At 68.4% G+C, this 15,763-nt stretch carries 18 protein-coding genes; all 18 read left to right on the top strand.

What is annotated here, in order from left to right; all coding sequences use genetic code 11:
• The first annotated feature begins 22 nt into the window (after window positions 1-22).
• The 18 genes from ACYVDA_RS03860 to ACYVDA_RS03775 all read left to right on the top strand — a co-directional run bounded on the left by ACYVDA_RS03860 (window position 23) and on the right by ACYVDA_RS03775 (window position 15,746).
• Entirely contained in the window at window positions 23-595 is a 573-nt protein-coding gene (locus ACYVDA_RS03860) for an SAF domain-containing protein (RefSeq protein ID WP_460815143.1), read from the top strand.
• Window positions 595-1,362: a hypothetical protein gene (locus tag ACYVDA_RS03855; protein ID WP_166084024.1), complete on the top strand. Its 768-nt coding sequence runs from the start codon at window positions 595-597 to the stop codon at window positions 1,360-1,362. Before ACYVDA_RS03860 ends, ACYVDA_RS03855 begins: the two co-directional genes overlap by 1 nt.
• Window positions 1,359-2,846, top strand: a complete 1,488-nt coding sequence (locus ACYVDA_RS03850; RefSeq protein WP_166084023.1) for a CpaF family protein — start codon at window positions 1,359-1,361, stop codon at window positions 2,844-2,846. Before ACYVDA_RS03855 ends, ACYVDA_RS03850 begins: the two co-directional genes overlap by 4 nt.
• Window positions 2,843-3,706, top strand: a complete 864-nt coding sequence (locus tag ACYVDA_RS03845; protein WP_166084022.1) for a type II secretion system F family protein — start codon at window positions 2,843-2,845, stop codon at window positions 3,704-3,706. Before ACYVDA_RS03850 ends, ACYVDA_RS03845 begins: the two co-directional genes overlap by 4 nt.
• A complete protein-coding gene (locus ACYVDA_RS03840; RefSeq protein WP_166084021.1) occupies window positions 3,703-4,608 on the top strand; it encodes a type II secretion system F family protein in 906 nt (301 codons plus the stop codon). The genes ACYVDA_RS03845 and ACYVDA_RS03840 overlap by 4 nt, the downstream gene beginning before the upstream one ends.
• A 44-nt stretch (window positions 4,609-4,652) precedes the next feature.
• The gene (locus tag ACYVDA_RS03835; RefSeq protein WP_166084020.1) at window positions 4,653-4,850 is read left to right on the top strand and encodes a hypothetical protein; all 198 of its coding nucleotides are present in this window, start codon (window positions 4,653-4,655) and stop codon (window positions 4,848-4,850) included.
• Entirely contained in the window at window positions 4,819-5,226 is a 408-nt protein-coding gene (locus ACYVDA_RS03830) for a TadE/TadG family type IV pilus assembly protein (RefSeq protein ID WP_166084019.1), read from the top strand. Before ACYVDA_RS03835 ends, ACYVDA_RS03830 begins: the two co-directional genes overlap by 32 nt.
• Window positions 5,227-5,234: 8 nt before the next feature.
• Entirely contained in the window at window positions 5,235-5,660 is a 426-nt protein-coding gene (locus ACYVDA_RS03825) for a TadE/TadG family type IV pilus assembly protein (RefSeq protein WP_166084018.1), read from the top strand.
• Window positions 5,642-6,082, top strand: coding sequence for a TadE/TadG family type IV pilus assembly protein (locus tag ACYVDA_RS03820; RefSeq protein ID WP_460815142.1), 441 nt, complete (start codon window positions 5,642-5,644; stop codon window positions 6,080-6,082). Before ACYVDA_RS03825 ends, ACYVDA_RS03820 begins: the two co-directional genes overlap by 19 nt.
• Entirely contained in the window at window positions 6,079-9,195 is a 3,117-nt protein-coding gene (locus tag ACYVDA_RS03815; RefSeq protein ID WP_166084017.1) for a LysM peptidoglycan-binding domain-containing protein, read from the top strand. Before ACYVDA_RS03820 ends, ACYVDA_RS03815 begins: the two co-directional genes overlap by 4 nt.
• 181 nt (window positions 9,196-9,376) lie before the next feature.
• Window positions 9,377-10,294, top strand: coding sequence for a bifunctional DNA primase/polymerase (locus ACYVDA_RS03810; RefSeq protein ID WP_166084016.1), 918 nt, complete (start codon window positions 9,377-9,379; stop codon window positions 10,292-10,294).
• Window positions 10,295-10,703: 409 nt separating this feature from the next.
• On the top strand, window positions 10,704-11,510 hold the full coding sequence (locus ACYVDA_RS03805) for a serine/arginine repetitive matrix protein 2 (protein ID WP_166084015.1): 807 nt from the start codon (window positions 10,704-10,706) through the stop codon (window positions 11,508-11,510).
• Window positions 11,503-12,489, top strand: a complete 987-nt coding sequence (locus ACYVDA_RS03800) for a ParB N-terminal domain-containing protein (RefSeq protein WP_166084014.1) — start codon at window positions 11,503-11,505, stop codon at window positions 12,487-12,489. The genes ACYVDA_RS03805 and ACYVDA_RS03800 overlap by 8 nt, the downstream gene beginning before the upstream one ends.
• A 24-nt stretch (window positions 12,490-12,513) precedes the next feature.
• The gene (locus ACYVDA_RS03795) at window positions 12,514-13,194 is read left to right on the top strand and encodes a hypothetical protein (protein ID WP_206063246.1); all 681 of its coding nucleotides are present in this window, start codon (window positions 12,514-12,516) and stop codon (window positions 13,192-13,194) included.
• A gap of 3 nt (window positions 13,195-13,197) precedes the next feature.
• A complete protein-coding gene (locus ACYVDA_RS03790) occupies window positions 13,198-14,283 on the top strand; it encodes a M23 family metallopeptidase (protein WP_166084013.1) in 1,086 nt (361 codons plus the stop codon).
• Between the two features lie 55 nt (window positions 14,284-14,338).
• On the top strand, window positions 14,339-14,629 hold the full coding sequence (locus ACYVDA_RS03785; protein WP_240917102.1) for a DUF6112 family protein: 291 nt from the start codon (window positions 14,339-14,341) through the stop codon (window positions 14,627-14,629).
• The gene (locus ACYVDA_RS03780) at window positions 14,626-15,369 is read left to right on the top strand and encodes a DUF6349 family protein (protein ID WP_166084012.1); all 744 of its coding nucleotides are present in this window, start codon (window positions 14,626-14,628) and stop codon (window positions 15,367-15,369) included. Before ACYVDA_RS03785 ends, ACYVDA_RS03780 begins: the two co-directional genes overlap by 4 nt.
• Before the next feature lie 59 nt (window positions 15,370-15,428).
• Complete coding sequence (locus ACYVDA_RS03775) at window positions 15,429-15,746, top strand: DUF6112 family protein (RefSeq protein WP_460815141.1); 318 nt, start codon at window positions 15,429-15,431, stop codon at window positions 15,744-15,746.
• The last annotated feature ends 17 nt before the right edge of the window (window positions 15,747-15,763 follow it).

Raw genomic sequence — 15,763 nt, 5'->3', positions numbered from 1 at the left:
GAAGCTGCGACGACGACCCGCGTTGGTCGCTGCGGCGATCGGGGCGATCTGCCTCGGTGCGCTCCTCGCCGCCTGGGCCTGGACAGCGACAACGAATACCCAAGAGGTCCTCGTCGCCCGGCAGAACATCGAGCGTGGCGCCGTTATCGAGGCCGACGATCTCGCCCGTGTGCGGCTCAGCACGGACCCTGCACTCAACCCTGTGTCCGCGTCCGAGCTCGACCAGATCGTCGGGCAGCGAGCGGCGCTGGACATCGCCGAGGGCGGGATGCTCACGCCTGCCTCGTTCACCAACGAGGTCGTTCCCGGCGACGGACACTCGGTGGTCGGGGTGGCTCTGACCCCGGCACAAGCACCTGGCCTCGACCTCCGATACGGCGACACAGTCCGGGTCGTCGTGACTCCGGCTCAGGACGAAGAGCTGCCCGCTGGCGCACCACTCGTCAACGACGCCACCGTGGTCGGTGTCCACGTCTCCGACGAGACCGGGCAGACCGTGGTCGACCTGCTCGTCCCCGAGGCGGATGCCGGCGTGCTGGCGACGCGCATCGCGACCGGCCGCATCGCTCTCGTCCTGGACTCGCGGGAGCGCTGATGGCGATCGTCGCGCTCGTCTCCGCTTCCGGGTCGCCCGGAGTCACCACCACGGCTCTGGGGTTGGCGTTACTGTGGCCGCGCCCGGTCATGCTCGTCGAGGCCGATCCGACCGGCGGTTCAGGTCTACTAGCCGGCTACTTCCGCGGCACGCGAGAGTACGACTCGGGGCTCATCGAGCTGGCGCTGACCGCGAGCAACCTCAGTGATGCTCTGGCCGATGTCGCCCGTCCCATCGAGGGGACCCACGTCTCGTTCGTGGCCGGGACTCGCTCGCATACACAGGCCAGTGCGCTACGAGACCTATGGGCCCCGTTGGCCGAGACACTCGGCGACTTGGAAGCCACGGGACAGGACGTCGTCGTCGACGCCGGCCGACTCGGTCTCAACGGATCTCCCGAGCCGCTGCTGGATGCCGCCGATCTGGCACTGCTCGTCAGCCGGACCACACTGCCCGCACTGTCGGCTCTACGGTCCTGGGCCGACGCGCTCCGGCGCCCATCTCTCGACTGGCACCAATCCGGAGTGTTCCTCGTCGCCGAGGGCCAACCGTACGGCGCCCGAGAGGTCGCGTCGGTGGTCAACCTGCCGGTGCTGGCGTCACTTCCCGATGATCCCGACGCAGCAGCGGTGTTCTCCCGCGGTGCCCCACCACCCAAACGCTTCGAGACCGGGCCGCTGGCCCGAGCGCTTCATGCAGCGATCGCCACGGTCCACTCTACGATCACCCACCGTCGCACCCAACTGCTCGAAGGAGCACGGTCATGACGACGGAACACTCGGAGGATGCTCAGACATCCCTGCACGGGCTGCCGCTGTTCGCCCAGCAGCTCCCACCCTTGACCGAGCGGGTGGGCGCCGGCCGTCCGACGGGAGCGGTGGCACACCTGCCCACTGTGAGCAGCGCGCCCATCGGGCGGAACGTCGACTGGTCGTTGGTCTCTGCCCTGCGCGCTCAAGCCTCCGAGCAGCTCAGCCAGGCGGTTGCCGCCGACCGCAGTCGTCTCGACAAGATCGCACAGGAGGAACTGGGGCGGACGATCGTGCTCGACCTGATCGAGTCGACCGTTTCCGACCGCGTGAACGCCGGGTCGACGACGCTGCCGGTCAGCGAGCAGGACGCCCTGGCGCGGGCGGTCTTCGACTCACTATTCCGGCTCGGCCGGCTCCAGCCGCTCGTCGACGACGATCGCGTGGAGAACATCATCATCACCGGCTACGACAACGTGCTGCTCGACCTCATCGACGGGTCGCTCGTCGATGGCCCACCCGTGGCGGATTCGGACGAGGAACTGATCGACTTCCTGGTCTTTCTGGCCTCGCGTAGTGAGGTCAATGCCCGCGGCTTCTCCGAAGCGCAACCCCGCCTGCATCTGCGCCTCGATGGCGGCTCCCGTCTCGCCGCTGCCGCCTGGGTGACACCTCGCCCATCCGTGGTCATTCGGCGTCACCGGCTCATGGAGGTCACCCTCAAAGACCTCGTCGCCCGGCAGATGCTCACTCCCGTCGCTGCGTCGTTCCTGAGGGCGGCGGTGAGAGCACGCAGGAGCATCGTCGTCTCCGGATCGCAGGGGGCGGGCAAGACGACGCTGGTCCGGGCTCTGTGTGCCGAGATCGACCCGCTGGAGGCGATTGGCACGTTCGAGACTGAATACGAGCTGCACCTGCATGAGCTGCGCGACCGCCATCGGATCGTCCACCCTTGGGAGGCCCGGCCCGGCTCCGGCGAACGCGGCCCTGACGGGCGATCGGCCGGTGAATTCACCCTTGACGAAGCATTGGTGGACTCATTCCGGTTCAACCTCTCACGCCAGATCGTCGGCGAGGTCCGAGGCAAAGAGATCTGGGCGATGATCAAGGCGATGGAGTCCGGCACCGGGTCCATCTCCACCACACACGCCTCCGACGCGGTCGCGGCGATCCGCAAGCTTGTCACCTGCGCGATGGAAGCCGGACCGCACGTCACGCAAGCGCTCGCGACCAGCAAGCTGGCCTCGACCATCGACGTGATCGTCCACCTCGATCTCCGGACGGTGACCGAGAGCGGTCGCTCGACGCGTCGACGCCGAGTGGCTGAGATCATCGCCCTCGCCCCCGGCGAACGCGAGACCGGGTACGCCACCACGCATGTCTTCGCCCCCGATGTCGACGGCACCGCCGTCCCCTCGGTGTTGCCTGACGAGTACCGCTCGCTCGCGACGTACGGCTTCGACCTCGCCGGCTTTCTGGCCCAGCAGGAGGGGCGTTCGTGATCGTCCTCGTCCCCGCCCTCGCCGGAGCACTGCTCGTCGGTGGCCTGATCGCCCTCTTCGTAGGGCTGCGCCCCGCCCCGGTCATCGATCGCCCCTCCCGAGCCCGACGGACCATTGAGCTGTCGCTGCAGACCCGCATCCTCCTGCTCTCTGGCGCCGCTGCCGGAGTCGTCGCGTTCCTCGTGACCGGCTGGATGCTCGCCCTGATCGCCGTGCCGGTGGCGTTTGTCGGGCTGCCGGCGCTGTTGTCCTCGTCCTCGGCGACCGCGCGGATCAAGCGTTTGGAAGCGATGGAGGAATGGACTCGTTCCCTCGCGGGCGTCCTGACCGTCGGCGTCGGTCTGGAGCAGGCACTCGTTGCCACTCTCCGCTCGACTCCTGCTGCCATCGCGCCCGAGGTCACCAGGCTTGTCGCTCGGCTCCGCGCCCGGTGGGTCACCGAGGATGCATTGCGGGCCTTCGCCGACGAGCTGGACGACGCCACCGGTGACCTCGTGGCGGCCAACCTCATCCTCGGAGCGCGCAGGAGGGGCGCAGGGCTGGCGAGCGTCCTCGAAGGCCTCGCCGAGTCGGTGGCGGCCGACGTACGCGCTCGACGCCAGGTCGAAGCAGACCGGGCAAAGCCACGAGCAACAGCCCGTTGGGTCACCCTGATCAGCGTCGGCGTGCTGGTAATCCTTGCCCTGTCGGGCTCGTACGTGGAGCCGTACCAGAGCCCGCTCGGCCAAGTCGTCCTTGTGGCGCTGCTGGCGGCGTACGTCGCCACGCTCGTCTGGATGAAGCGGATGGCCATTGGACAGGCGATGCCCCGGTTCCTGTCACCCGTCACCGCCTCATCGAGGCAGGGCGGTGTCGGATGACCACCGGACTCCAGTTCGCTCTCCTCGGCGGAGCCTTCCTCGGGCTCGGTGTCGTGCTTCTCATCGCCCGTCTGATGCCGGCCGAGCCGGATCTCGCCGAGGCGCTCAGTCGGCTCACACCCACCCGAGGGCGAGCGAACGCGCTCGGCCCGGTGACCACTGCGAAGGGGAAGGAGCGGATCGGCGTGTGGGCGATCAAGGCCCTCCCGCCCGCAGTCTGGATCAGGACCCCGACCCGTGAGCTGGCCCTGCTGCGTATCCCGCTGGCGCGGTTCTACGGCGACAAGATCGTGATGGCTGTCATGGGCTTGGTGATCCCGGCACTGCTCGCCTTCTTCTTCGAGCAGATCGGCCTTGGGTTCCCCGTCGGGATTCCGGCATTCGCCTCGCTCGCGCTGGCGGTGGTGATGTTCTTCCTGCCCAACTACAACGCCGTTGACGACGCCCGGAAGGCCAGGCTCGAGTTCGCCCGGGCACTCGGGTCGTACATCGACCTCGTGGCCCTGGAGCGCAACAACGGCTCGGGGGTGCGGCAGGCGATGGAGTCCGCGGCCGAGGTCGGCGACTCTTGGGTCTTCACCCGCCTGTCGGAGGAGCTGACCCGATCCCGCTGGTCCGGACAGCCACCCTGGGATGCCCTGCACGCCCTGGCCGACGAGCTGGGGCTGCCTGAGCTCGACGACTTCGCCGACATCATGCGGCTCTCCGGCGAGGAAGGTGCGTCGGTCTACACGAACCTACGAGCCCGCTCGACCGCAATGCGCACCGCGATGCTCAACGACGAGATCGCCGAAGCCAACGCGGTCGGCGAACGCATGACCATCCCCGGCTCCCTGCTGGGCGTCATCTTCATGGCGCTGCTCGTTGCCCCGTCTCTCCTGCGGATGTTCAGCAACACCTGACAACCAGCCCACGAAGGGACCCATCAAAGGAAGGGAAAGCCAAGATGAATCGACTGCTCGAACTCCTGCTGCCGCTCTACCTCGGAGTCGATACGCGCTGGCGTGCGCCGTCTGAGCGAGATGAGCGCGGCTCCGTGACCACGGAGCATGTTCTCTGGGCAGTGGCGGTCATCGCCATCGTCGGCATCGTCGTTGCAGTCCTCAAGGCCTATGTCACCTCGCAGGCCGGCAACATCAAGTAGCCGGCGGGACGAACGCGGCTCGGTCTCCATCGAGCTGGTCATCTTGCTGCCTGCCCTGTTCGCGGTGATGTTCCTCGGGATGCAAGCCGCGCTGTTCTACCACGCTCGCACCGTGGCCATCGCTGCTGCTCAGGAAGGCGCCAGGGCGGCCGGTGGGGAGAACGGCCAGGCAGCTGACGGCGTCAGTGCCGCCTCCTCGTTCATCGCCGATGCCGGCGGAGACGACGTACTCACCGGCACGAGCGCGACCGCCAACCGCACCGCGACCAGGGTCACCGTCACTGTGACCGGACGCAGTCTCAGCGTTATCCCGGGCTGGCACCCGGAGATCGTGCAGTCGGCTTCACTGCCGGTGGAGAGGGTGACGGCCCCGTGAGTTCTCGGATGCTCGTGCGAGACGAGCGAGGCTCGGCCGCGATTGAAGCCGCTGTCGGACTGCCTGCCTTCGTGCTCTTCGTCGGTCTCATCATCTTCGGGGGACGGACCGCCATGACCCATTCGGCGGTCGAGTCCGCGGCCGCCGACGCCGCCCGGTCCGCCTCGATCGCACGGACCATCTCGGAGGCAAGAACCGACGCTAAGGCGGCCGCGCAGGCGAGCCTGTCCAACCAAGACATCCACTGCCTGAGCGTGAACGTCCTCCTCGACCTCTCAGCCTTCGGCAAGCCAGTCGGCGAGCCGGGCTCGGTCGCCGCAACCGTCGAGTGTCGTCTTGATCTCGCCGACCTGTCCGTGCCGGGCATCCCAGGCAGCCGCCTCATCGAGGCGACCATCAGCAGCCCACTCGACACTTGGAGGGAGCGCGGATGATGGTCCGATCTCGCGACGAACGCGGCTCCATCAGCGTTTGGCTCGTCACGTCGAGCTTCGTGATGATGATGCTCGTCGGCCTCGCAGTCGACCTCGGCGGACAGGTCCACGCCAAGCAACGCGCTCACAACATCGCGGCCCAAGCCGCAAGAACCGGCGGCGAGCAGGTGCAGGCCGCTCCAGCAATCGAGGGTGACTACGTCGCCGTCGACGCGGTGGCCGCTCGCCACGCAGCGGAGGACTACCTCGCCGCCTCCGGTGTCACCGGCAACGTGACCATCAGCGACGGAGACACGATCACGGTGAACGTCACGGACACCTACACGCCCAAGTTCTTGAGCTTCATCGGGCTCGGCGACCTGGCCGTCACGGGCAAAGCCTCAGCACGCCTGGTCCGCAGCCTCGGAGGTAGCGAGCAATGACCCAGCCCACGCTTCGACAACGCCTCCAAGGTCTCGCGGCGACACTCGTGATCCTGCTCCTCGTCGCCGGCGTCCCCTTCCTCCTGCTAGCCATCGGCGCTGCGCCGTGGAAGGCCGACCCAGGCGACTTCCCAGCACTGCTGTCGAGCCGCGACGACGGCACCCTCGCCATGGTCGTCATCGCCGGCGTCGCGTGGCTCGCCTGGTTCTTCGTCGCCGTCTCCGTGCTCATCGAGGTCGCGGCAAGGCTCCGCGGTCTACCAGCGCCCTCCCTCCCCGGCCTCGGCGCCCCTCAGCGAGCCGTCGGCCAGCTCGTCGCTGTGGCTGCACTCCTCTTTGTCGCTGCTCCGACAGCAGTCGCGGCCTTCCCGACGCCTCCAGCCTTCGCTGCAGCGACCACGCCCGCACTACCCGAAGCACGACTCGCGGTGGTCGAAGCCGCACCCGCGCTACCGGAGCCTGCGCCCCTCCCAAGCGTCGCTGCTGATTCGACGACGGAGACGTCGACCATGGACTACACCGTCAAGCGCGGCGACAGCCTGTGGAGAATCGCCGACCAGCTCCTTGGCGACGGTGCCCGCTTTCCCGAGATCGTCGAGCTCAACCAGAAGGAACTCAACGGGCGCCCCGACTTCATCGTCCCCGGCTCGGTGCTCAAGGTGCCGGACGTGACCACCGGCGTTGATCCGGACCGCCCCGATGAGGAGTACGTCGTACGCCCCGGTGACACCCTCTCGGACATCGCCGAGGCGAAGCTGGGTGACCCGATGCGCTATCCGGCGCTCTTCGAGTCGTCTCGTGACACGGTCCAGCCGGACGGCGCCACGCTGACCGACCCGGACCTGATCCGCCCCGGCTGGGAGATCAGCATTCCCCCACACGCCAACCACAAAGCCGAGGCGCCCGAGACGCCTCCGGCCGAGTCCGAGCGACCACGCCCGCACAAACCACCGGCCGAGACGCCGACCCCAGCGCCGACACCCGCGGCGACCGCCGAGCCTGAGCCGGAGGTCAGCACCGCCGACGTCCCCGACGACGAGGTCGACTCGTCCGCGCCCGGCTGGCTGCTGCCTGGCCTGACCGGAGCGGGCGCCGTCCTGGCCGGGCTCGTCCTGCTGGCCGTTCGCGCCCACCGCAACACCCAACTCCGCTACCGCCGACCAGGACAGACGATCGCCCCTCCACCACTAGAGCTGCGCCACGTCGAGAAGACGGCACTCCTCGCGGGCGCCCCCCTCACGGCCACGATCGGTCGCCTCGACCGGGCACTGCGACACCTCGCCGCCACCTGCGCAGACGAAGGGAGGGCGCTGCCCTCACTCGCCACCGTGACGTTGGCGCGCGGATCGGCGACCCTGCACCTCGCCCACGACGACGACCTGCCCGACCCGTGGAAGGGCGGCGGCCGAGAATGGACCACTCATCTCGGGGAAACCCTGCCGGATCGAGAGGTGATCCCGCCGTACCCGCAACTCGTGACGGTCGGCCAGGACGCCACCGGGGGCCTGCACCTGGTGAACCTGGAGCACCTCGGCGTCGTGTCACTGGCCGGCGACCCGGCTGCAACAGAGGCTCTGGCCAGGCACATCGCCGCCGAACTGGCACTCAACCCCTGGTCCGTGCTGGTCCAGGTCGACCTGATCGGTCTCGGGGAGGAGCTGGCCACACTCGATCCGATGCGGTTGCGACACCACGCACACGGCGAGCAGACCATTGCCTCGATCACCCGCAGCCTCACCGCGGCCCGCGACGCTGGCTCGGGCGACCCCGAGCCCTACCGCGCCATCATCACCACGGGCATCAGCACCGACGCGGGCACGGCTGAACTCGCCTCTCTCTTGTCAGCGCCCTCCCCGCGACTCGGCGTCGCCCTCGTCTCACTCGGCGCGCCCCTCCCCGAAGCAACCAGCATCGAAGTCGACTGCACGGGACAGCTCCAGGCGCCCCCCCTCGGACTCGACCTCCGCGCTGCCGGGCTGACCCGCGAGGAAGCTGCCACTTGCGCAGCGATCGTCGACCTCACTCGCGAGAGCGAGCCAGTGCCGATCCCCACCTTCGACCAGGCAGCGGACGGCTGGCGGTCGCTGGCCGATCATGCAGGAGCACTGCGCGAGGAGCTGACGGACGTGCGCGAGGAAGGACCCGCCGGAGAGGACTCCCTACTGCCCGCAGCCGCCGATGAGTATCCCGAGATCGCCGCGACGACGCCTGAAGATGTCGAGACACTCGCCCCGGTCGTGCCCGAACAGTTTCGTCGGACCGTTGAGGAGGCCGATCCGACCCTCGACGAGGATGTCGCGGACTGGTTCGACTCCGAGAGCGAACGGCCTCGATTGACCTTGCTCGGGCCGGTGAACGCCCGGGCCTACGGCGAGGTCGCACCGGTGATCACCAAGCGCAAGCCGTACTTCGTCGAACTGTTCGCGTTCCTCGCCCTCCACCCCGAGGGCGCGACAGGCAGCGCCGTCGCTGACGCGTTCGCCGTCTCCCCATCCCGCGCCCGCACACAGCTCAGCGTCCTTCGCGACTGGCTCGGCACCGACGCCCGAACGGGTAGTCCGCACCTGCCGGCTGCGAGCGAGTCCCGGACCTATCGAGAGACGGGCTTGAAGACCTACCAACTCCAGGACGTCCTTGTCGACGTCGACCTGTTTCGCCGTCTGCGAGCCCGGGGCGAGGCACGCGGTGCGGACGGCATCGAGGATCTAAGAACGGCCATGTCGCTCGTTGAAGGAATCCCGTTCAGCCTGCTGCGAGAGAAGGGCTGGAGTTGGCTGCTCGACGGGGAGCGACTCCACGAGACCATCGGCTGCGCGATCGTCGACACCGCGCACATCCTCGTCATCGACGCACTCGCCAACGGCGACCTGTCGAAGGCCCGTGACGTGGCCGAGACCGCCTGCAAGGCCGCGCCGTACGACGACATCTGCCGCCTCGACCTGGTGAAGGTCGCTGCTGCCGAAGGGCACGAGGAAGCCGCCGAACGGATGCTGGCCGACGATGTCTTTAACCGGACTGACGACCATCTGCCACCCATCGACCTGCCCGAAAGGACCGGCGACGTGGTCGGACGGCAACGCTGGGGCAACGCAAGACGACGCCCCACAGCCTGAGTCGAGCAGCACGCGACCCCTTTCACCGATGTTTCTTCAACTCGTGGAGGGGCGAAGGCAAGACACCCCTCTGAGCAGCGGAAACACGCTTTGACGCCCCCCGCCCCTCCATCGCCCTCCCGAGGAGGGGCGCATCCAGGAGGGGCGATTTGTCCTGCGCAGGCTGAGGACAGTCGAGCCCATGAACCAATTGCACCAGCAGCGAGTTACGACGGGCCGGTGGAGTCCGCAGCTCCTCCACGACCTAGCCAACGCACCGGATAGCGCGACGGCGGCCGAGCACCTGGCCTTCCAGAGCATCCCGGTGTTCCCCTGCGTCCCCGGCGGCAAGCGTCCGCTGACGGCCCGCGGTTTCCAAGACGCCACCGCCGATAGCGACGTCGTCCACTCCTGGTGGCGGCGGTGGCCCGAGGCCAACGTCGGCATCCCCACGGGGACGGCCGGCGGAGTCGACGTGGTCGACGTAGACGTCCACGACTCCGGCTCCGGGTACGCCGCCTTCGAGCAGGCACACCGGGCCGGCTTCGCCGAGGGCTGGGCGTGGCTGGTCCGCACCCCTTCCGGTGGCATGCACGCGTACTTCCTGCGAACCGACGAGCGGGAACAGCGCTCCTGGCAGATCCCGGGCAAGCACATCGACTTCCGCGGTGACGGCGGCTACATCGTTGCTCCGCCGTCCCGCGTCACCTGCGATGACGGCGCCACGAGGAGCTACCGACAGATCGCGGTCGCCGAACACCACCAGCCCGGGCCGGTCGACGCGAGCGGTCTGCGCGCCCTCCTCGACCCGCCCCGCCCGATGCGTCCGCCCACGGATCTGCCAGCCATCGGCTCCCGGCCCGACAAGCTCGCCGGCTGGGTGGCATCGCGGCCGGAGGGTGGGCGCAACGGCGGCCTGTTCTGGGCGGCGTGCCGGATGGCAGAGGAAGGACACGACCTGAGCACCACCACCTCGCTGCTCGGTGAGGCGGCGTACGCCGCGGGGCTGCCCGAGCGTGAGGCGATGGCGACTATCCGGTCCGCGTACCGGATCGCTTCGAGACTGGGGTCGGCCTCACCGCCGCGCCCTACGAACGCGGTTGAGGCGGTGGGACTGTGAACACGCCCGAGCCATACGAGCGCCGCCTCGACCGCGCCATCCCGGAGCCCGAGCCAACGCCCCAGGACGAGAAGTCGGTTGACGCACTCGCGGTGCACCGCGACCCCTCGGTCCCGGCGGTGGCCGAGGTCAAGCAGGAGTCCGGCCGCTCACGGCCCAGCGTGGCTTGGGTCCGCCCGAGCGAGATGCCGACGCTTGTGGGCTCGAAGTTCGTGGGGCGTGGGATCGACCTCCAGACGGAGCTGGCCCGCCGCGCTCGACGGACACCCGGTGCTGCTGCGTCGAAAGCCGCCCGCCGCGTGACCCGACGCTCGATCGCACAGCCGGAGCCGCCGATCCCCCCAGTCACGACCCGGGAAGGACTCGGGCTGTGAGCGCGCCAGGGTTCAAGACGAGCGAGGGCTTGCGGATGCTCCTCTTCGAACTTACCTACGCCGTCCCCCACGGCTGGCATGACGACCCGCGCGCTACTGAGTTGATGACCTACGCGATGGAGAAGTACGGCGGTCTCGCGCGCAAGTACGGCCTGGAGCCCAGCGACGCGGCCGCCGCCGCGTTCGAGGTGATGCGGATGCGCTCGACCCGCCTCGCCGAGGACCCGTGGGCCGTCACCACCCACGCGGTCGAACTCAGCCTGATCTACGAGTCGCGGGCAGAGGGCCTGCTCTGTTCGACGGGCCAGGCCCGCCGAAGCGCTGGAACCGAGTACCACGATGCCGAGAGGTTCAGCGACCGCGAGTCGGAGATAGCGGACTACCACCCGGCCTTCCACTTCGTCGACAACGTGGACGAGATCGACGAACCGAAGCACGCGAACCCCGACGGCGATCCCACCAACGCCTACTTCGCCCTCGACATCGCGGTGAGGTTCTTCGTCGAGCTGGGATGGCTGGAGCGCACCGCCCGCCTCGGGCTGGAGATCATCGCCGCCCGACTGATCCGGTGCAAGGAACGTCCTGCCGCCTATATGTCGCTGCGGCGCGATGGGACGGGTCCCGGGGCCCTCGACATCGACTACGAGGCGTGGCTGACGGTGCTGGCCGCTGTGCTCGGAAACCAGCACCACGACTTCGCCGGGACCACCAAGGGGCACGGGATTCTCCAGCGGCTGGTGAGCGGGGAGCATCTCAACGACCTGTTCCAGGACACGGAGCTGGCCGACGCGATCGAGTCAGTCGCGCCCGCGATCACGACGAGGGGTGAGAGCCATGTCTGATCGCGGACACATCGAGCTGGAGCGCAGGGTCGACTCGATCGTCGTTGGCGAACGTCATCGCTGCGACCCCGGTGACCTGACGCCGCTGATGGAGTCGCTCAAGCGGGTTGGACTGCTCCAGCCCGTCACCATCACACCGGATGGCTACCTCATCTGCGGCTTCCGTCGGCTGGAGGCCGCCAAGAAGCTGGGGTGGGAGATCCTTCGGGTGTGGGTGAGGTCCGGGATCAGCGACGAGTTGACCCGACTCCTCGCCGAGCGCGACGAGAACGTCACCCACAAGCCCCTGTCTGCCGTCGAAGCAGCCCACCTCTTCGATGAGATGAAGACCCTCCTCCAAGAGGACGCAGCGCGACGAATGAGGGCCACCCAGTATAAGGCCGGGAACGGCGAAACCGCAGGTCACGACGGCTGTCCCGATTCGGGACAGCCGGAGACCGCACCGGGTCGGGCATCACGGCAGGCCGCGCTGCTCGTCACCCAGAAGGCTTCACACAACCGTCTGGAGCAGATCCTGGAGATGGAGCGAGTCGCAGCCAACCGGGCGCTGTCCGACGACCTGCGCAAGGTCGCCGAGGACGAACTCGAGTCCATCCGCAACGGCGGCGCCGTCGACCCGAGCTACCAGCGGGTGAAAGCCGCTCAGCGCGTCGCCGAGCTGATGAAGCCCGACGACAAATCAGAGATGGACAGGATTGCCGATGAAGTCCTGGCCAACGCCAAGGCCGATCGCGCTCGCCGAATCAAGGAGAACCGCGCCAAGCGCGAAGCCGCCGCAGCGAACATCAAACGTTCGACCCGGTCGTTCGCGCTGAAGTGGGCCGAACTCGACGGATGGTCACGCAAGTACGACGCCGAGCAGATCGCCCGTGAGATGAAGCCCGATGACTGGGCGCTGTTCTTGCGTGTCCTCGACGAGACCAACACGTTCGCCGAGACCGTCACCCTCGCGCGGAATAGCCGCGCACCTCAGTCGTGACCCCACGACTCAAAGGCCACGCCGATGCTCTCCACGACGAACCCCGATGACCTCCGCCGCCGCCGACTCGTCGTGCTCGCAGGCGCGGGTGCGCTGCTGGTGATCGCGTTCCTCAGCTACGCCGTCCTCGTCCACCGCTTACACCCGTCGAGCTCTAGTTCGACCGCCGACAAGCCGGCCGCTGGTCCGGGTTCCCCGGTCGAGACCGCGCCGGTTGTCGCCGAGCTCACTGCTCTCCGGCCGACCGGTGACCCAGACGCGTTCGCGCGGCAGGTCACGGGGGCGCTCTTTGAGTGGGACACCGCCATGCTCACCAGCCGCGCCGACCACGTCGAGCAACTCATAGCCGTGGCAGACCCCACTGGTGAGGCCACTCCCGGTCTCGTCTCTGACCTCGACAACTACCTGCCTACGCCGGACGCCTGGACCGAGCTCGCCAAGTACGAGACACGTCAGTGGATCGCCATCGACTCGGTCTCTACGCCGAGCCATTGGGCCGAAGCCGAAGCGCAGGCAGGCGACCAGTTGTTGCCTGGAACGACCGGCCTCACCATCCGCGGCATCCGGCACCGCACCGGCGTCTGGGAGGGCGAGCCCGTGGCATCCGAGCACGACGTGGCCTTCACCGTCTTCATCGTGTGTGGGCCGTCGTTCCCCGAGTGCCATCTGCTGCGTCTGTCGATGCTCGACAAGCCCCTGGACTGAACGATGGCCAAGGTCGCTGTCGCCGGAGTGGTCGCAGTCCTCCTGGCGCCCGCCAGTGCCCTGCTCGGCCTCGGCGCGCTCCTCAGCCCGGCGGCGCAGGCCCAGTGCCTCCCGGCCGCCTCGACGGCGACCTCGACCACAGCCGCCCCATCGGTTCCGGAGACATCCCACGTCGCCTTCCCCCTCCCCGCGGGGTCGTGGGTGCGAACGAGCGGCTTCGGGATGCGGGTACACCCGATCACCGGTGAGTACAAGCTGCACACCGGCGTCGACCTTGCGGCTCCGAGCGGCACGCACATCCTCACCGCTGCCGACGGCCGCGTGGCGTTCGCCGGCCCCGCCTCGGGCTTCGGGCACCTCATCCTGATCGAGCACACGGTCGGCGGGAAGCGTGTCGCCACGGGCTACGCGCACATGTACGCCGACGGCATCCTCGTCAAGGCCGGCGACCAGGTCAGTGCGGGGCAGTACATCGCGGACGTCGGCACCGACGGCTACTCGAGCGGGCCGCACCTCCACTTCGAGGTCCGCCCAGGTGGCGCCCACGCCTCGCCCGTGGACCCGGAGCCGTGGCTGACCGCAAACGGCGCAGTCAACGTCGAGGCCGGCGCGAGTGCCGACGCAGCGGGATGCACCGACCGCGGCGGACCTGCCGCCGCGTACACCGGCGACAGCCCCAACCACCTCGTCGATGACCCGACGACGGGCGGACAGATCACCGAGCGCACCGCGAGCGTGCTCGCTCAGGTGCAGAAGAGCTTCCCCACCTCACACTGGTCCTGCTGGGCTGAGCGCCCAGGCACGACGTCCGAGCATCCCCTCGGTCGCGCCTGCGACGGCACGTTCGGCAATTCGATCGGCACGGCTGCGACGGGTCCCGCGCTCGATCTCGGCTGGAAGGTGACGAACTGGCTGAAGACGAACGCCAAGACCCTCGGCGTCGAATACCTGATCTGGCAAGGCCGGATCAGGTCGGTTGCACGGAGCGCCGAGGGATGGCGGCCGTACGGCGGAGGAGGCATGCACGACCCCAACGCCGTGACTGGCGGTCATTACGACCACCTCCACTTCACGATCACCGCGAACTAGCCTTTTGCCCGCTTACATCTGATGCAAGTGGGTCCGCAGAGAACACCTGCCAAACGTGAAGACTCTGCCCTTTCTGCTTCCACTTGTCGGTCCCGACTTCGGAGCCGTTGGCGGTGCCAGCAAGCTCCGAGCGATCATCGGGGCGCTGCTGACGTACGGCCTCATCGTGTCTGTGCTCATGGTCATCGTCTGCGCGGCGACCTGGGCGATCGGCTCCTCGAACGGGAGTTGGCAGACAGCGAGCAAAGGCAAGTCGGGGCTGTTCGTCGCGCTCGGCGGCGCAGTCCTCACGGGTGGCGCGCTCGCCTGGGCCAACTGGCTGCTCGACGTGGGGGCGAAGCTATGAGCGGGGAGCAACTCGCCCTCGACATCGAGGGGATGCTCCACGAGGCGCGTGTCCAGTCCACGCCGGAATGGAGCGGCGCGCCCCTGCACTTCACAACCGACTACTACTCACCCGGCGACCTCGACGCCGCGTTCGAGCACTGGCAGTTCCTCCACGCCCACGACCCGGTCCAGAGCGGCAGCCGGCTGTGGAGCCGCTCGATCGCCGTCCCCGAGAGCAGACAAGTCGGCGGGCACGGGTTCGTGCTCTACACGGCCGACCTCCGCTGCGAGCCGTGGAAGCACGCCGAGAAGCACGAGGGCTGCATGTGCGTCGGTGACCTCATGTACCAGGCCATCTGCGAACCGTGCGAGTGGAACGCCATCGCCGACCGCGAGAACGGCGTGGTCGAGATGTGGCACGACCACGCGCTCCCGGGTTGGCGCGAGCTGCCGATCGTCCCGGCGCGACTGCGAATGTTGGACAAGGTCGGGCTGTCGAAGGCAGCGAGGAAGTGGATCGAGGAGCACTACCCCAGGTCGATGCAGGTCCCCGGGGCTCCGATCATCACCGAACGGCGACCTTTCGGCACGCGACACGTCCCTAGCCGCTCGCCGTGGGGTGGTTACGACCTCTCCCACACCGCGGTCGATCCAGAGCGGATCGTCGAGGGCTCCAAGCCGCTGCGTCCCAAGGCGAGTCACTTCCCAGCCCCGCCCCGCTCTGCCGCGCAAGCGCCTGCCGTGGGTCTCGGCGACTGACTGGAACGAGGCGCGCACCTGTGTGACGAGGCAACCCCGCCGCTCACTCAGGAGGAATCGTGATCAAGCCCGGTCTGCTCACGACGATCGTGTCCCTGATCCCGCAGGACATCAGCATCAGCCCTAACGGCAACGGCCTGCCCGGTATCGGCCAGCTCCGCAGCATCGTCGGAGCGTCCATGACCGTGGGGCTCATCCTCGCGGTGCTTGCGCTCATCATCTCCGCGATCGTGTGGGCGCTGGGCGCGAACTCGTCCAACCCCCACCTCGCCGGTCGCGGGAAGCTGGGCGTCCTTGTCGGCGTCGGTGCGGCGATCATCACCGGCGCCTCGGTCGCGCTCGTCAACTTCTTCTGGAACGTCGGCCAGTCGGTCTGAGGCACCCGAGAGGCAGA

The organism is Nocardioides korecus, from assembly GCF_054778395.1.
The sequence above is the reverse complement of the archived record's forward strand: the minus strand, read 5'-3'. Positions and strand labels throughout refer to the sequence as shown.

Coding starts and splice junctions, on each gene's coding strand:
- ACYVDA_RS03830 (WP_166084019.1), top strand. CDS start 4,819: ATGTCACCTCGCAGGCCGGCAACATCAAGTAGCCGGCGGGACGAACGC.
- ACYVDA_RS03835 (WP_166084020.1), top strand. CDS start 4,653: ATGAATCGACTGCTCGAACTCCTGCTGCCGCTCTACCTCGGAGTCGAT.
- ACYVDA_RS03805 (WP_166084015.1), top strand. CDS start 10,704: ATGCTCCTCTTCGAACTTACCTACGCCGTCCCCCACGGCTGGCATGAC.
- ACYVDA_RS03780 (WP_166084012.1), top strand. CDS start 14,626: ATGAGCGGGGAGCAACTCGCCCTCGACATCGAGGGGATGCTCCACGAG.
- ACYVDA_RS03850 (WP_166084023.1), top strand. CDS start 1,359: ATGACGACGGAACACTCGGAGGATGCTCAGACATCCCTGCACGGGCTG.
- ACYVDA_RS03800 (WP_166084014.1), top strand. CDS start 11,503: ATGTCTGATCGCGGACACATCGAGCTGGAGCGCAGGGTCGACTCGATC.
- ACYVDA_RS03790 (WP_166084013.1), top strand. CDS start 13,198: ATGGCCAAGGTCGCTGTCGCCGGAGTGGTCGCAGTCCTCCTGGCGCCC.
- ACYVDA_RS03795 (WP_206063246.1), top strand. CDS start 12,514: ATGCTCTCCACGACGAACCCCGATGACCTCCGCCGCCGCCGACTCGTC.
- ACYVDA_RS03810 (WP_166084016.1), top strand. CDS start 9,377: ATGAACCAATTGCACCAGCAGCGAGTTACGACGGGCCGGTGGAGTCCG.
- ACYVDA_RS03840 (WP_166084021.1), top strand. CDS start 3,703: ATGACCACCGGACTCCAGTTCGCTCTCCTCGGCGGAGCCTTCCTCGGG.
- ACYVDA_RS03815 (WP_166084017.1), top strand. CDS start 6,079: ATGACCCAGCCCACGCTTCGACAACGCCTCCAAGGTCTCGCGGCGACA.
- ACYVDA_RS03855 (WP_166084024.1), top strand. CDS start 595: ATGGCGATCGTCGCGCTCGTCTCCGCTTCCGGGTCGCCCGGAGTCACC.
- ACYVDA_RS03825 (WP_166084018.1), top strand. CDS start 5,235: ATGCTCGTGCGAGACGAGCGAGGCTCGGCCGCGATTGAAGCCGCTGTC.